General features: G+C 51.2%; 14 protein-coding genes and 1 pseudogene. 11 read left to right on the top strand and 4 right to left on the bottom strand.

The window, feature by feature from the left end; all coding sequences use genetic code 11:
• Positions 1-3 precede the first annotated feature (3 nt).
• The gene (locus R5268_RS13575; protein ID WP_032098181.1) at positions 4-1,230 is read right to left on the bottom strand and encodes an RtcB family protein; all 1,227 of its coding nucleotides are present in this window, start codon (positions 1,228-1,230) and stop codon (positions 4-6) included.
• Between the two features lie 194 nt (positions 1,231-1,424).
• On the opposite strand from R5268_RS13575, the gene rtcR reads away from it, so the two are divergent.
• A complete protein-coding gene (gene rtcR / locus R5268_RS13570) occupies positions 1,425-3,011 on the top strand; it encodes an RNA repair transcriptional activator RtcR (RefSeq protein WP_317419500.1) in 1,587 nt (528 codons plus the stop codon).
• 61 nt (positions 3,012-3,072) lie between these two features.
• Here the strand turns inward: rtcR and lptG are convergent, their stop codons facing one another.
• Both lptG and lptF read right to left on the bottom strand, forming a co-directional pair.
• The gene (lptG, locus tag R5268_RS13565) at positions 3,073-4,155 is read right to left on the bottom strand and encodes an LPS export ABC transporter permease LptG (protein WP_317419502.1); all 1,083 of its coding nucleotides are present in this window, start codon (positions 4,153-4,155) and stop codon (positions 3,073-3,075) included.
• A complete protein-coding gene (lptF, locus tag R5268_RS13560) occupies positions 4,155-5,258 on the bottom strand; it encodes an LPS export ABC transporter permease LptF (protein WP_218454716.1) in 1,104 nt (367 codons plus the stop codon). The genes lptG and lptF overlap by 1 nt, the downstream gene beginning before the upstream one ends.
• Before the next feature lie 284 nt (positions 5,259-5,542).
• Between lptF and pepA the strand changes: the two genes are divergently transcribed.
• From pepA to R5268_RS13535, 5 genes are all read left to right on the top strand, one after another.
• Complete coding sequence (pepA, locus tag R5268_RS13555; RefSeq protein ID WP_046894303.1) at positions 5,543-7,054, top strand: leucyl aminopeptidase; 1,512 nt, start codon at positions 5,543-5,545, stop codon at positions 7,052-7,054.
• A gap of 96 nt (positions 7,055-7,150) precedes the next feature.
• Entirely contained in the window at positions 7,151-7,600 is a 450-nt protein-coding gene (locus tag R5268_RS13550; protein ID WP_004234612.1) for a DNA polymerase III subunit chi, read from the top strand.
• A gap of 58 nt (positions 7,601-7,658) precedes the next feature.
• Positions 7,659-10,514, top strand: coding sequence for a valine--tRNA ligase (locus R5268_RS13545; protein WP_166709041.1), 2,856 nt, complete (start codon positions 7,659-7,661; stop codon positions 10,512-10,514).
• A gap of 189 nt (positions 10,515-10,703) precedes the next feature.
• On the top strand, positions 10,704-11,213 hold the full coding sequence (locus tag R5268_RS13540; RefSeq protein ID WP_317419509.1) for a GNAT family N-acetyltransferase: 510 nt from the start codon (positions 10,704-10,706) through the stop codon (positions 11,211-11,213).
• Positions 11,214-11,346: 133 nt separating this feature from the next.
• The gene (locus tag R5268_RS13535; protein ID WP_317419511.1) at positions 11,347-11,679 is read left to right on the top strand and encodes a hypothetical protein; all 333 of its coding nucleotides are present in this window, start codon (positions 11,347-11,349) and stop codon (positions 11,677-11,679) included.
• A 53-nt stretch (positions 11,680-11,732) separates the two neighbouring features.
• Here the strand turns inward: R5268_RS13535 and rraB are convergent, their stop codons facing one another.
• A complete protein-coding gene (gene rraB / locus R5268_RS13530; protein ID WP_182106182.1) occupies positions 11,733-12,143 on the bottom strand; it encodes a ribonuclease E inhibitor RraB in 411 nt (136 codons plus the stop codon).
• Between the two features lie 140 nt (positions 12,144-12,283).
• Between rraB and argF the strand changes: the two genes are divergently transcribed.
• From argF to R5268_RS19475, 5 genes and pseudogenes are all read left to right on the top strand, one after another.
• The gene (gene argF / locus R5268_RS13525) at positions 12,284-13,297 is read left to right on the top strand and encodes an ornithine carbamoyltransferase (RefSeq protein ID WP_317419513.1); all 1,014 of its coding nucleotides are present in this window, start codon (positions 12,284-12,286) and stop codon (positions 13,295-13,297) included.
• A gap of 266 nt (positions 13,298-13,563) precedes the next feature.
• The gene (gene pyrB / locus R5268_RS13520) at positions 13,564-14,499 is read left to right on the top strand and encodes an aspartate carbamoyltransferase (RefSeq protein WP_046894357.1); all 936 of its coding nucleotides are present in this window, start codon (positions 13,564-13,566) and stop codon (positions 14,497-14,499) included.
• A gap of 10 nt (positions 14,500-14,509) precedes the next feature.
• Positions 14,510-14,974, top strand: a complete 465-nt coding sequence (gene pyrI, locus R5268_RS13515) for an aspartate carbamoyltransferase regulatory subunit (RefSeq protein ID WP_025152396.1) — start codon at positions 14,510-14,512, stop codon at positions 14,972-14,974.
• Between the two features lie 96 nt (positions 14,975-15,070).
• Positions 15,071-15,457 (top strand): 2-iminobutanoate/2-iminopropanoate deaminase, encoded by a 387-nt coding sequence (gene ridA, locus R5268_RS13510; RefSeq protein WP_004234600.1) that lies wholly within the window; start codon positions 15,071-15,073, stop codon positions 15,455-15,457.
• Between the two features lie 399 nt (positions 15,458-15,856).
• A pseudogene (locus tag R5268_RS19475) lies at positions 15,857-16,345 on the top strand (Tar ligand binding domain-containing protein); the annotation flags it as partial.
• Positions 16,346-16,410: the final 65 nt, after the last annotated feature.

The raw sequence follows: 16,410 nt of genomic DNA, 5'->3' as shown, positions 1-16,410 counted from the left end.
TTTCTACCCCTTCACACACACCACCTGACGCAGTGTATGCACAATTTCCACCAGTGATGACTGTGCGGTCATCACCGCATCGATATCTTTGTACGCCATCGGAATCTCGTCGATCACATCGCTGTCCTTACGGCATTCCACATGAGCGGTGGCGCGCTGCTGGTCTGCCACCGAGAAGCGTTTTTTCGCCTCGGTACGGCTCATCACACGGCCTGCACCGTGGCTGCATGAGCAGAAGCTTTCTTCGTTTCCGCGTCCGCGCACAATGTAGCTTTTTGCGCCCATAGAGCCGGGGATAATCCCCATCTGCCCTTTTTGTGCCGATACCGCCCCTTTTCGTGTTACCAGCACTTCCTCACCGAAATGCTGTTCTTTCTGCACATAGTTATGGTGGCAGTTTACGGCTTCCTGCTGTGTGGTGAACGGTTTGGTGATCTCACGGGACAGCGCTTCCAGCACGCGGTGCATCATTACCTCGCGGTTATGACGGGCAAAATCCTGCGCCCAGCCGACCGCTTCCATATAGTCATTAAAATGCACACTTCCCTCTTCGAAATACGCCAGGTCGCGATCCGGCAGATTGGCAATGTGGGTCTGCATATCTTTTTGTGCCAGCGAGATAAACAGGTTACCGATGGCGTTACCGACACCACGCGATCCGCTGTGCAGCATCACCCAGACGAAATCCGCTTCATCCAGACACAGTTCGATAAAGTGGTTCCCGGTTCCCAGCGTTCCCAGATGTTTATAGTTGTTGGTGTTACGCAGTTTCGGGTATTTATCGCAGATACGGCGGAACTGCTCATCAAGCTGCATCCAGTGGTTATCAACGATATCCGGGACATTTTTCCAGGTTCCCTTATCCCGTCCGTGGCGTTCGGTGGTGCGTCCGTGCGGCACGGCTGCCTCGATAGCAAAGCGGATATTTTGCAGGCTGTCCGGCAGGTCGGATGCAGTCAGCGAGGTTTTCACCGCGATCATTCCGCAGCCGATATCCACCCCGACGGCGGCCGGGATGATCGCACCTTTGGTCGGAATCACACTGCCGATAGTCGATCCTTTTCCGACATGTACATCCGGCATTACCGCCAGGTGTTTAAAAATAAACGGCATTTTTGCCGTATTCTGCAATTGCAGTACCGCTTTCGGATCGACCGGCACACCGTTTGTCCACAATTTTACCGGCGCACTGTTTTCCTGAATCAGTTCATTGAAATCACGATTTATCATTTTTATATTCCTTTCGTTTGGTACCGGTAGTATTGCGATAAGTGTGCCAGTTTTGTTTCCCCTGAAAAAATTAATATATCCTGTTGATATTAAATTAATAATTATTTTTAATTTTTTTGAGATAACATCCTGACCTGAAATCCCGTATGCTTTATTTATCTTTTAATATCGCCTTTTATCCGGAAAGATAACCCATGTCATCCGCAAAGAAAAACGTTGTGATTGGTGTTCTCGGTACAGTACTCGACCGGCGCGGCAAAAAAGCCAACCGCTGGCAGAAATGGCGGCCGAGTATCGGGCTGTGTCAGCAGCCTGACCTGCATATTGACCGTTTTGAGCTGGTTTATCAGCCGAGTGATATGCAGACCGCAGGCCGGGTAAAAGAGGATATAGAGCAGGCTTCCCCGCAGACTGAAGTGATGCTGCGTGAGGTCGATATTGCTGATCCGTGGGATTTTGAGCAGGTGTATACCGCGTTGCTGGATTTTGCCACACACTACCCGTTTGATACTGAAAATGAAGAGTACCTGGTACATATCACCACCGGCACCCATGTGGTTCAGATTTGCTGGTTCCTGCTGACCGAAGCCAGCTATCTGCCTGCGCGTCTTATCCAGACTGCGCCGCGCCATGATGCGCGGGATAACGACCCCGCCGGTGTTTATACCATTATTGACCTCGATCTCAGCCGCTATACACAGATCACCGGACGTTTTCAGAAAGAACAACAGGCACAGGTCGCGTTTCTGAAATCCGGCATTGCCACACGCAATGCCGCGTTTAATACCATGATCGATAAAATCGAGCGTGTTGCTCTGCGCTCCTCCGCCCCTGTTCTGCTGACCGGACCGACCGGTGCCGGAAAATCATTCCTGGCACAGCGAATCTATGAACTGCGCCGCAGCCGCCATCAGGTAAAGGGCCGCTTTGTGGCGGTGAACTGCGCCACACTGCGTGGTGATAATGCCATGTCCGCCCTGTTCGGCCATGTAAAAGGCGCATTTACCGGCGCGGTTCAGGCACGCGGCGGGCTGCTGAAAGAAGCGGACGGCGGTATTTTATTTCTGGATGAGATTGCCGAACTGGGTGCAGACGAACAGGCGATGCTGCTGAAAGCGATTGAGGAAAAACGCTTTTTTCCTTACGGATCGGATCATGAAACAGAAAGTGATTTTGCGCTGATCGCCGGCACGCACCGCAATCTGGCGCAACGGGTCAGTGAAGGACTGTTCCGTGAGGATTTATACGCCCGCATCAATATGTGGACCTTTACCCTGCCGGGGCTGGCACAACGGCGCGAGGATATTGAGCCGAACGTGGATTATGAGCTGGCAAAATACAGCCGCGATCAACAGACCTGGGTCCGGTTTGATACTGATGCCAGACAGCGCTATCTCGCCTTTGCCTGCTCACCACCGGCCTTATGGCGCGGTAACTTCCGTGAACTGAGTGCCTCAGTCACGCGGATGGCAACATTTGCGGAAAACGGACGGATCACCACCGCACTGGTGCAGGAGGAAACAGAACGGCTGAAGAGTCAGTGGCACGATGCGGAAACAGAGGTCACTTTGCCCGCCGGGGTCGGTGAGATTGATTTATTTGATCGTCAGCAACTGGAAACGGTGATTGCCGTCTGCCGCCGCTCGCAAACGCTTTCTGATGCCGGGCGCACGCTGTTTGCTGTTTCCCGTCAGCAGAAAAAACAACCCAATGATGCCGACCGGCTGCGGAAATATCTGGCGCGCTTTAATCTCAGCTGGGAACAGATTACCGGCCGCTGAAATGACAAAGCCGGTCAGCATTCACTGACCGGCTCTGTATACCGGGATCTGTCTCTGCCGCTTATTTACGTTTAACCAGCATATACACACTGATCGCCAGGAACAGCAGGCTCGGCAGCAGTGCGCCCAGAAACGGCGGGAATTTGTAGGTCAGACTGAGAGAACCGAAAATCTCGTTGGAAACGTAGAACACAAACCCGCAGGCAATCCCCGTCACAACCCGTACGCCCATCGGAACAGAGCGCAACGGCCCGAAGATAAACGACAGCGCCATCAGCATCATGACTGCCACAGAAAGCGGTGCGAATACTTTTTTCCACAGGTTCAGCTGATAACGTCCGGCGTCCTGTCCGCTCTGCTGCAAATAATCCACATACTGATACAGTCCGCTGATCGACAATGCTTCCGGATCAAGCGCTGCCACACTCAGTTTTTCCGGTGTCATCTGTGTCTGCCAGGTCATCGACAGCTTCTGCTCACCGGTTATCACATAGGTATCTTTCAGAACGGATTCCTGCACCTGACTCAGCGTCCAGGTATCAGAATCAGCATTATAATCCGCCGCCGCCGCACTGAGGATCGATTTCAGTTTGTGGTCATCGTTCATCCGGTACAGTGTGATGCCCTTGAGCTGAGTTTCACTGTCAACTCGCTGAATATAGATAAAGTCACTGCCGTCTTTTGCCCACATCCCGCGGTCAGTCGCCAGCAGCGAAGCGCCGCTCGTTTTCTGTGCGCGGTAGTTACGTGCCCACTGCTCACCTGACGGCGCGAGCCATTCACCGACGACCATAGTCAGGATCACCAGCGGGATAGCGGTTTTCATCACCGAACCCGCCACCTGAAGGCGGCTGTAACCGGAAGCCTGCATGACCACCAGTTCACTGCGGGTCGCCAGTGCGCCCAGTCCCATCAGTGCCCCGAGCAGTGCTGCCATCGGGAAGAAAATCTGAATATCCTTGGGGATACTCATGATGGTGTACAGACCGGCGTCCCAGGTGGAGTATTCCCCCTGGCCCACTCTGCGCAGCTGATCGACAAATTTAATAATCCCGGATAATGACACCAGCATAAACAGGGTTATCATGATGGATTGCAGAATCGTCCGCCCGATGTAGCGGTCAAGAACAAGTACTTTAAACATCAGGCAACCCCCTGAACACGGGCAGAGCCAAAGCGCAGACGGCGGACGGCTGTGGTATTCCACAGATTCAGCACCACCGCGAGAGCCAGATAACTGAGATTAACCACCCACGGCCAGAAAGCCGGGTCCAGTTTGCCTTTCTCGCCATTTGAGCGCAGCAAACTTTGTAACAGGAAGAAAATCAGATACAGCAGCATTGCCGGCAGCATACTCAGCACACGCCCCTGACGCGGGTTTACCTCAGAAAGCGGTACCACCATCAGCGCCATCACCACCACGGAGAAGATCAGAGTCAGGCGCCAGTGGAATTCGGCACGGGCAGATGCGTCCGTTTCTTTCCACAGCTCAGACAGTGTCATCTGCTGGTAGTTACTTTCACCGGTTTTCGCGTCACGGTGGTCAACGATAGCCTGATAATCGGTAAAATCCGTGATCCGGAAATCGCGCAGGTATGCGGTTCCTTCATAACGGGTCCCTTTATCCAGCACCACCACCTGATTACCGTTCTCTTTTTCGGTCATATGGCCGCTGTCAGCCACCACAATGGACGGACGCTGTTCGTTTCTCGCCCAGATCTGGGCAATAAAAACATTTTTGAAGCGGTTGCCGTCAACATCCCCGAGATAGAGCACCGTACCGCCGTCATCGGAGACTTTAAACTGCCCGCCGACCATCGCGGTCACGCCCGGGTTGGCTTTCACCTCTTCCAGCACTTTGTCCTGATACTGGGATGACCACGGGATCAGCCAGGCGACATTAACCGCCGCCACCAGCGCGGTGAAGAAAGCCAGGATCATGGCGGATTTCACCAGCACATTATTGCCCAGACCACAGGCATGCATAACGGTGATTTCGCTTTCAGTATACAGTTTGCTGTAGGTCATCAGCAGCCCGAGGAAGAGACTCAGCGGCAGAATGAGCTGCGCCATCTCCGGGATACCCAGTCCGAGCAGCGATACGACGAGTCCGGCCGGGATGCTGCCTTCAACGGCGGCACCCAGGACTTCAACCAGTTTTTGACAAAAGAAGATAAGCAACAGGATAAACAGAATCGCAATCTGTGCTTTTAATGTTTCTCTTACCAGATATCTAATAATGATCACGCTTAATACGCCTGTGAAAACTTGTGTTTTTGCATGAAAATAGCTAACTTCGTTCTGTGTTGACTATTTGTGTGCATTATTTTGCCGGCCTGAGGATGATTCCGGTATCAGACTACGCTTTTTTCCTTCCTTTCCGGAAAGAAACGGAATTTTCGTGATATTCAGGACTCATAAAGTGCGCACACAGCTTATCATAAACTGTTTATAATCGATGGTGCAGATTAGTGCGAACGCTACATTTTAGCGGCAGCAGATGTCTTTGTCTTTAAGATTCAGGAGAGCGCATGGAGTTTAGTGTAAAAAGCGGCAGCCCGGAAAAGCAGCGCAGTGCTTGTATTGTGGTCGGGGTTTTTGAACCGCGTCGTCTGTCTCCGGTGGTGGAGCAGCTCGATAAAATCAGCGACGGCTACATCAGTGCTCTGCTGCGCCGCGGCGAGCTGGAGGGCAAGGTCGGGCAGTCTCTGCTGCTGCACCATGTCCCGAATGTCCTGTCTGAGCGTATCCTGTTAATCGGCTGCGGGAAAGAACGCGAACTGGATGAACGCCAGTACAAACAGATTATCCGGACGACCATCAATACCCTGAATGAAACAGGGTCAATGGAAGCCGTCTGTTTTCTGACCGAGTTACATGTCAAAGGCCGCAACAACTACTGGAAAGTCCGGCAGGCGGTTGAAACAGCCAAAGAGTCCCTCTATGTCTTTGATCAGCTGAAAAGTAACAAAACCGAATTACGCCGTCCGCTGCGCAAACTGGTCTTCAATGTACCGACCCGCCGCGAACTGCCGACCGGTGAGAAAGCGATCAGCCACGGCCTGGCAATTGCCGCCGGTATCAAAGCCGCGAAAGATCTGGCCAATATGCCGCCGAATATCTGTAATGCCGCTTATCTGGCCTCTCAGGCACGTCAGCTGGCAGACAGTAATTCTCCGGTGCTCAGTACCCGTGTTATCGGCGAAGAGCAGATGAAAGAGCTGGGCATGCTGGCCTATCTGGCCGTCGGCCAGGGGTCACGTAATGAATCACTGATGTCGGTGATTGAATATAAAGGTAATCCTGACCCGGAAGCGCGCCCGATCGTGTTAGTCGGCAAAGGCCTGACCTTTGACTCCGGCGGTATTTCCATCAAACCGGCTGACGGCATGGATGAGATGAAATACGACATGTGCGGCGCGGCAACGGTCTACGGTGTGATGCGCGTCGTGGCTGAGCTGGGTCTGCCGCTCAATGTGATTGGTATTCTCGCGGGCTGTGAAAACATGCCGGGCGGCAATGCCTATCGTCCGGGGGATATCCTCACCACCATGTCCGGACAGACGGTCGAAGTGCTCAATACCGATGCGGAAGGCCGCCTGGTGCTGTGTGACACCCTGACCTACGCCGAGCGTTTTGATCCGGAAACGGTCATCGATATCGCCACACTGACCGGCGCCTGCATGGTTGCTCTCGGTAACCACTTCAGCGGCCTGATGGCAAACCATAATCCGCTGGCGCACGAGTTACTGAATGCCTCTGAACAGGCGGGTGACCGCGCATGGCGTCTGCCGCTGGCAGAAGAGTTCTACGAGCAGATTGAGTCCAATTTTGCGGATCTGGCCAATACCGGCGGGCGTCTCGGCGGTGCTATCACCGCAGGCTGCTTCCTGTCCCGTTTTGCCACCCGTTATAACTGGGCACATCTGGATATCGCCGGAACCGCATGGCGCTCCGGAAAAAATAAAGGTGCGACAGGCCGTCCGGTTGCACTGCTGTCACAATTCCTGTTAAATCGTGCGGGTATCAGCACCGACGACTGACCGGAATTGCCGGGCTTTTGCGGCCCGGAAAAAGCATAAAGGTAACGGGGGATTGTGCTATCCTGAGCAATCCCCTTTTCTGCTATCAGAGATATTATGAAAAACGCTACCTTCTATCTGATGGAACAGCCATCCCCTTTTGATGACCTTGAGGCCCATGAGTGGCTGACCTGTCATCTGGCGGGTGAAGCCTGGCGCAGCGGGAAACGGGTGCTTATCGCCTGTGAGTCTCAACAGCAGGCCGAGAAACTGGATGAAGCCCTCTGGGCGCGGGAACCTGATGCGTTTGTTCCGCATAATTTAGCCGGAGAAGGCCCGCGTTACGGCGCACCAGTCGAGCTGTGCTGGCCGCAGAAACGCGGAAATTCCCCGCGTGATTTGCTGATTGCCCTGCTGCCGCAGTTCACAGATTTTGCGACAACCTTCCGTGAAGTGATAGACTTTGTGCCTATCGATGAACACTTAAAACAGTTGGCGCGCGAGCGATATAAAATCTATCGCAGCGTCGGCTTTACGATGACCATGGCCACGCCGCCAGCTTACTGATAAACAAAGATTAAAAATGGAAAAGACAACCGACAACCAACAGGCCTGCGAGCCGTCCCTGGATAAAACCTATAATCCGGCGGAAATCGAAGGTCCTCTTTATACCCACTGGGAAAAAAGCGGCTATTTCAAACCGAACGGTAAAACAGACAAAGAAAGCTTCTGTATCGTGATCCCGCCGCCGAACGTCACCGGTAACCTGCATATGGGCCATGCTTTCCAGCAGACCATTATGGATACCATGATCCGCTACCAGCGCATGCAGGGCAAAAACACCCTGTGGCAGTCAGGCACTGACCACGCCGGTATCGCGACACAGATGGTTGTTGAACGCAAGATCGCCGCAGAAGAAGGCAAAACCCGCCACGATTACGGCCGCGAAGGTTTTATCGATAAAATCTGGGAATGGAAAGCGGAATCCGGCGGTAATATCTCCAATCAGATGCGCCGTCTGGGTAACTCCGTGGACTGGGAGCGCGAGCGCTTCACCATGGACGATGGCCTGTCAGCTGCCGTCAAAGAGGCGTTTGTCCGCCTGTATAAAGATAACCTGATTTACCGTGGTAAACGTCTGGTGAACTGGGACCCGAAACTGCACACTGCAATTTCTGACCTGGAAGTGGAAAACCGTGATGTCAAAGGCTTCATGTGGCATATCCGTTATCCGCTGGCGGACGGCGCAAAAACCGCTGAGGGCAAAGATTACCTGGTTGTCGCCACCACGCGTCCGGAAACCATGCTCGGTGATACCGGCGTGGCCGTTAACCCGGAAGATCCGCGTTACAAAGATCTGATCGGTAAAGAAATCATTCTGCCGATCGTCAACCGCCGCATTCCGATCCTCGGTGATGAACACGCGGATATGGAAAAAGGCACCGGTTGTGTGAAAATCACCCCGGCACATGATTTCAACGACTATGAAGTCGGTAAACGCCACCAGCTGACCATGATTAACATCATGGACTTCGACGGCAACATCCGCACTGAAGCTGAAGTATTCGATACCAACGGCGAAGTGACTGACGCCTGCAGCAGTGAAATCCCGGCCGCTTACCGTGGCATGGAGCGTTTCGCCGCCCGTAAAGCGATCGTTAAAGAGTTCGAAGAACTCGGCCTGCTGGAAGAGATCAAACCGCACGACCTGACCGTTCCTTACGGCGATCGCGGCGGCGTGGTTATCGAACCGATGCTGACCGACCAGTGGTATGTCCGCACGGCACCGCTGGCAAAAGAAGCCATCAAAGCCGTGGAAGACGGCGACATCCAGTTCGTACCGAAGCAGTACGAAAACATGTACTTCTCCTGGATGCGTGATATTCAGGACTGGTGTATCTCCCGTCAGCTGTGGTGGGGTCACCGTATCCCGGCCTGGTATGACAATCAGGGTAATGTGTATGTCGGCCGCGACGAAGACGAAGTCCGCCGTGAGAACAATATCCCGGCGATGGTTGAACTGCGCCAGGACGAAGACGTGCTGGATACCTGGTTCTCCTCCGGTCTGTGGACGTTCTCCACTCTGGGCTGGCCGGAAAATACCCCGGAACTGAAAGCATTCCACCCGACCAGCGTACTGGTCAGCGGCTTCGACATCATTTTCTTCTGGATCGCCCGCATGATCATGATGACCATGCACTTCATCAAAGATGAAAACGGCAAATCGCAGATCCCGTTCAAAACCATCTACATGACGGGTCTGATCCGTGATGAGGAAGGTCAGAAGATGTCGAAATCCAAAGGGAACGTTATTGACCCGCTGGATATGATCGACGGTATTTCTCTGCCGGCACTGCTGGAAAAACGCACCGGTAACATGATGCAGCCGCAGATGGCGGAAAAAATCGCCAAACGGACTGAAAAACAGTTCCCGGAAGGGATCGAAGCACACGGTACAGATGCCCTGCGCTTTACCCTGGCGGCGCTGGCCTCTACCGGCCGCGATATCAACTGGGATATGAAACGTCTTTCCGGTTACCGTAACTTCTGTAACAAGCTGTGGAACGCCAGCCGTTTCGTGCTGATGAATACCGAAGAGAAAGACTGCGGTCTGAACGGCGGTGAGATGGAATTCTCCCTGGCCGACCGCTGGATTCTGGCGGAATACAACAATACTGTGAAAGCATACCGCGAAGCGCTGGATACCTACCGCTTTGATATTGCATCCAATATTCTGTATGAATTCACCTGGAACCAGTTCTGTGACTGGTATCTTGAGCTGTCCAAACCGGCGGTTCATAAAGGTACCGATGCACAGAAACGTGCAGCGCGTCATACCCTGATCACCGTTCTGGAATCCCTGCTGCGTCTCGCACACCCGATTATTCCGTTTATCACGGAAACCATCTGGCAGCGCGTGAAAGTGGTTACCGGTGCGGAAGGCGATACCATCATGCTGCAACCGTTCCCGGAATATGATGCTTCTCTGAACGATGAGCAGGCACTGCGTGACCTGGAGTGGATCAAAGAGACAATCGTTGCGGTACGTAATATCCGTGCTGAAATGAATATCGCACCAAGCAAGCCGCTGGAAGTGATGCTGCGCGGGGCAAGTGCTGATGCACAGCGCCGTGTTGCGGAAAACAGCAACTTCCTGAAAGCGATGGCGCGTCTGGAATCCGTCCGTGTGATGGCCGAAGGCGAAACGGCACCGGTGTGTGTCACCAAGCTGGTGGAAGGTGCGGAAATCCTGATCCCGATGGCTGATCTTATCAATAAAGACGACGAACTGGCGCGTCTGGATAAAGAGCTGGAAAAAACGGAGAAAGAGATCGCGGCTATCGAAGGTAAACTGGCAAACGACGGCTTTGTCAGCCGTGCGCCGGAAGCCGTGGTGGCCAAAGAGCGCGAGCGCCTCACCGCCAACCGTGAAGCAAAAGAAAAACTGATCGCTCAGAAAGCCACGATCGCAGCTCTGTGATCCTGACGGAATGAGTAGCAAAACCAGCCTCCGGGCTGGTTTTTTTATCCCTTATTTCGCCTGTTTACTTTGCGTGATAATTATTTATTATCATATTTATCGTTTCATACGATATCCACAGTAATCGCCCCTCAGGTTTATTCCCCCGGCTTTACTTTTCACAATAAAAATAATGAGATAATGATATCCATGACAAGCAGCACAACAGAAAACTACACCCTCCGCCTGATCCGCCCGGAAGATAACCCCGGCATCGCACAGGTTATTCGTGAGGTCTCTGCCGAACACGGTCTGACCGCAGACAAAGGCTTTGCGGTTGCAGACCCGATTCTGGACTCGTTATATGAGGTTTACAGCCAGCCACGTGCCGCCTACTGGGTTATTGAAATGGATGGAGAGATCCTCGGCGGCGGCGGTGTTTCGGGCCTTGCCGGTGGTGACGGGAAAACCGCAGAATTACAGAAAATGTACATCTCTTCCCGCCTGCGCGGCAAAGGGCTGGCGAAAAAAATCGCACTTCAGGCGCTCGCATTTGCCGAAGCGGAAGGCTACAGCCAGTGTTATCTGGAAACCACCGCCGATCTTCAGGCTGCGATTAAGCTGTATGAAAAACTCGGGTTTATCTTCCTTGATGCCCCGCTGGGCGACACCGGCCACAGCGACTGTGAAGTCCGGATGCTGAAAGTTTTCGCTGCCTGATCCCCCGGCCGGTATCCGCTTTTCCGGTAAAAACATCCGGTGCTTTTCTGATAGTTTCTCTCCGCTGTTTCTCTTACAGTCATTACACGTGTGACGGATATCACATTTTGTAACTGACAAACAGGAGATCAGGATGATCAGCACTATTCACGGAATGAATGACCTGTTGTATACCACTGAACCGCGGAAAGTACCGGCCAAAGCGCCGTTCTGCCGCGATGAGCAAACTGAAATACAACAGGAAGGATGGCAGGGAGAGAGCAGGAGCCCGCAGGTAAGAATACAGAAAGGCCCGGCACTCTATCAGACCATTGAGGCGATGAAAGATGCCGAAGATGATATCAATATTCAGGATATTAAATTTCTGAGCTGCACGCCGCTGCGCCCGATGGTACGCGACAGCCAGAACGATTCCCGGCGTGAGCGCACTGCCCCGCTGAAGTCTGTCTTTTCAGTGTCCGCCTGAACGGCGGACACAAAAAAACCTGCCGCGGCAGGTTTTTCAGTCATGGCAGAGAATCAGTGTAACGGTGCCTCTTCAGCATCGTCGTCTTCATCTTCGGCATCAGGGTCTTCAAAATAGGTTCCCCAGCCGTCGTAATCCACATCCATTTTTTCTGCCAGACGCGCCAGCTGCTCTACCTGAGCATCAATATGTTCCGCTGTCAGGCCGCATTCGCTGATGATATCGCAACATAACACCACCTGGCCGCCTTCCACTTCCAGCTCCTCGGCATCCGTCACTTCATAACCCAGTTTGAACGCTTCAACTGCTGCTTTTTCCAGCTTGTCGTAGTTCTCACTCGAAAAATGGTGCTCAATGGTGTACTGCGCATCAGGATCGCTGCCGTCTTCCAGCAGTTCTGCAATAATCGCACGGGTTTCTTCGCGCTGTTCTTCTAAAAACGCATCTAATTCTGACATGGCCATGTCCTCTGATAAGTGATACCCGCGCATTCTCCCACAGCCGCACCAATTGAGCCACCCATAATAAAAAAGAATTTACCTTCGGTGTTGCAATTGAATTTTTATTGATTTATGTTGAATATAAATTCATCGGAGACACGGATATGAACCCATTTTATCAACAGTCATTTTTACGGTTGCTTGACTATAAACCCGCCGATATCGAAAAACTGCTCAATCTTTCTGCTTATCTGAAACATGCCAAAAAAACCGGCTCTGAACAGCCGCTGATGAAAGGCAAAAATATTGCGCTGATTTTTGAAAAGGATTCCACCCGTACCCGCTGTGCCTTTGAAGTGGGTGCTTACGATCAGGGCGCGCAGGTAACATACCTGGGTTCGTCAGGCAGTCAGATAGGCCATAAAGAATCGATCAAAGATACCGCCAGAGTACTGGGCCGGATGTATGACGGTATTCAGTTTCGCGGTTATTCCCAGAAATCCGCCGAAGCACTGGCGTACTATTCCGGTGTTTCGGTCTGGAACGGGCTGACCGACGAGTTTCATCCGACACAGCTGATTGCGGATTTACTGACCATTCAGGAGCATGTGAAAAAGCCGCTGTCTGAAATTAAATTTGCATATTTAGGCGATGCCCGTAATAACATGGGAAATACCATCGCTGAAATGGCTGCGGTGACCGGTATGGATGTCCGGCTGGTGGCGCCGGCCGGGTGTCAGCCGTCAGACGACCTTATCGCACAGTGCCGTGAAGCGGCTGAACTCACCGGCGGTAAAATTACCCTGACCGCAGATGTGGCAGAGGGTGTGAAAGGCGCTGATGTGCTGTACACCGATGTGTGGGTTTCCATGGGAGAAGCGAAAGAGGTCTGGGCAGAGCGGATTAAACTGCTGACGCCGTATCAGGTCAATCAGGATGTGGTGGATAAAACGGGCAATCCGGATGTTATTTTTATGCATTGCCTGCCGGCGTTCCACGATACGGAAACCACCATGGGGCAATCCCTCGCGAAAGAGTACGGGTTTACCAATGGTATTGAAGTCACCAATGATGTGTTTGAATCAAAACACAGTGTGGTGTTCGACCAGGCAGAAAACCGGCTGCATTCCATTAAAGCGGTGATGGTTGCATCTCTTTCAAAAAACGTACAATTTTAAATTTACCGGCAGCGTTGCATAAATTTCATACAAAAAAGTGATATCAAACGCTTGCGCAGGGTTGCCGATTGCGTATAATGCCCCGCAATTTTGTCGGGAGGAAACAATGGTCATTGTGATTATCAGCACTGTAAAACCGGTGCCGGACAATGTGACATACCACGGACAGCCGCAGCGCGGCAATGTCTGCCATTCCCCCGTATTTATTTCAGAACCCCTCAATTGAGGGGTTTTTTTTTGCCTGGCCGAAACATGAGGAGACCCCAATGGCAAATCCGTTATACCTGCGCGATATCATCTCGATTAACGATCTCAGTCGTGATGAACTGGAACTGGTATTAAACACTGCCGCGGCGCTGAAACAACGCCCTCAGCCTGAATTACTGAAGCACAAAGTGATCGCCAGCTGCTTCTTCGAGGCCTCAACCCGCACGCGGCTCTCTTTTGAAACCGCTATTCAGCGCCTGGGCGCGTCTGTCGTCGGCTTTTCAGACAGCAGCAACACCTCGCTGGGCAAAAAAGGCGAAACGCTGGCAGATACCATGAGTGTCATCAGTCAGTATGCCGATGCCATCGTGATGCGCCACCCGCAGGAAGGCGCGGCACGGCTGGTATCTGAATTCTCCGGTAAGGTGCCTGTCATCAACGCCGGTGACGGCGCGAACCAGCACCCGACACAAACCCTGCTCGACCTGTTTACCATTCAGGAAACCCAGGGCCGCCTTGAGAATCTGCATATCGCCATGGTCGGTGATCTGAAGTACGGACGCACGGTGCATTCTCTGTCACAGGCGCTGTCAAAATTCCGCGGCAACCACCTGCATTTTATTGCCCCGCAGGCACTGGCAATGCCGAATCACATCCTGCATATGCTGGATGAAAACGGCGTGGCATACAGCGAACATCATTCTATTGATGAGGTACTTCCGCAGCTGGATGTGCTGTATATGACCCGCGTGCAGAAAGAGCGCCTTGACCCGTCCGAATACGCTAACGTCAAAGCCCAGTTTGTGCTGCGTGCGGCCGATCTGGTCAATGTGAAACCGAACCTGAAAGTGCTGCACCCGCTGCCGCGCATCGATGAGATAACCCCGGATGTGGATAAAACGCCTTACGCGTACTATTTCCAGCAGGCCGGTAACGGGATCTTTGCCCGTCAGGCGCTGTTATCTCTGGTGTTAAACGAAACCTTCCCGGCCTAAGGAGCACATCATGACTCAGGATCATAAATTACTGGTTGAAGCCATCAAATGCGGTACTGTTATCGACCATATCCCTGCCAATGTGGGGTTTAAGCTGCTCTCCTTTTTCCGTCTGACGGAGACGGACAGCCGCATCACTATCGGTCTGAACCTGCCGTCCAACAATATGGGCCGCAAGGATTTGATTAAACTGGAAGATACTTTCCTGACGCCGGAGCAGGCCAACCAGCTCGGTTTTTATGCCCCGAAAGCCACAATTAATATTATCGAAGATTATCAGGTGGTTAAAAAACTGCCGATTAACCTGCCGGAACGTATTGAAGGCGTGATTGTCTGCCCGAACAGCAACTGCATCAGTCACAATGAGCCGGTGGAAAGCAGCTTTACTGTTAAGTCCATTGCACAGGAAATTGTGTTAATCTGTAAGTATTGTGAGAAAGAATTTGATCACCACGCAATCATTAATAACCAATAAGATAGATCCAGGTCAGTTGCCCGGTAAAATCAGACGATTATAATGATGGCGTTTTTAAAAAGCTTAACAGCAATAATCATCCTACAGGAGTCCGTAATGACTAAAGTAATCGCAACAGAAAACGCACCAGCAGCAATCGGCCCGTATGTACAGGCAGTAGACCTGGGTAACATGGTTATGACTTCAGGTCAGATCCCTGTTGATCCGAAAACCGGTGCAGTTGCCGACGATGTTAAAGCTCAGGCGCGTCAGTCACTGAACAACATCAAAGCTATCATCGAACAGGCTGGTCTGAAAGTTACGGATATCGTGAAAACAACTGTTTTCGTTAAAGATCTGAACGACTTTGCTACTGTAAACGCAGAATACGCTGCTTTCTTTGATGAGCACAAAGCAGTATACCCTGCACGTTCTTGTGTTGAAGTTGCGCGTCTGCCAAAAGACGTTAAATTAGAAATCGAAGCAATCGCAGTCCGTAAATAATTACTGCGCTTTCTGAGAAGAGCATCTCTCAAAGAGATGACGTTGATTGAGCCCCCCTTCAGGGGGGCTCTGTTCATTATTAACCCGATAGTTAACCCGATAGCGAATCTGTCCTGTTCACTGCCTGCAATACACTCTACGGGGCACGGCAACCCAAAGCGATAACCCGGCCCGGCAATCCTGTTTTTTATGTTAACGATACATAAAACCACCGGCAGAATTGTTTATTCCGAAACCTGAATGTAAATACTATTTTTACAGGGATGCCTTCAGACAAAACCAGCCAATTATAGTCTCTTATTTACAAATAAACCACCGGCTGATTATTTAAGCACCCTGATGAAATTTGCCATACTAATATGGTTTTTGTAATTAAAAATATTAATTATAGGTGGCAATATGTTAGAAAAAGTAAAAATATCGACGGGAGTGCCCCTCATCTTAATCGCATTTCTTTTGATACAGATTATATCATCATTTTATTTTCTCAGGTTTATAAACTCACAAAATGAAATAAATAATACGATGACGATACAGTCAGAAAAAACTCATGTACTCGACCGTGTCTGGATTGGATTTTTAGAGAACCGATCATTACTTAACATCATATCAAAAGGTGTAATGAAAGGTATTTATGAAAATGACACACAGAAAAAAAAACGAATTGACTATGCTGAAGAACAGGTAAAAAAAACGAAATCGGATTGGTTAAAATTTAAATCAATGCCAACAAGATTCGGAGAAGAACTTGAACACCATATGGATTCTTCTTTTAATGAATATTATAACGCTCAGCTTGAGTTAGTTTATTTTTTGCGGAAAAACAGGTTAGATGATTTTGATAACCAACCTACCAGTAATTATCAAAATGCATTCGGGAAATTATATGAAAATTATTATTCCGCAGATACTGATTATTATGACAAACTTATTCAAAATAGTAAAAATAATGA

Origin of the sequence: Morganella sp. BCCO 40_0007 (assembly GCF_032989665.1) — a bacterium.
GTDB lineage: Bacteria > Pseudomonadota > Gammaproteobacteria > Enterobacterales > Enterobacteriaceae > Morganella > Morganella sibonii.
The sequence above is the reverse complement of the archived record's forward strand: the minus strand, read 5'-3'. Positions and strand labels throughout refer to the sequence as shown.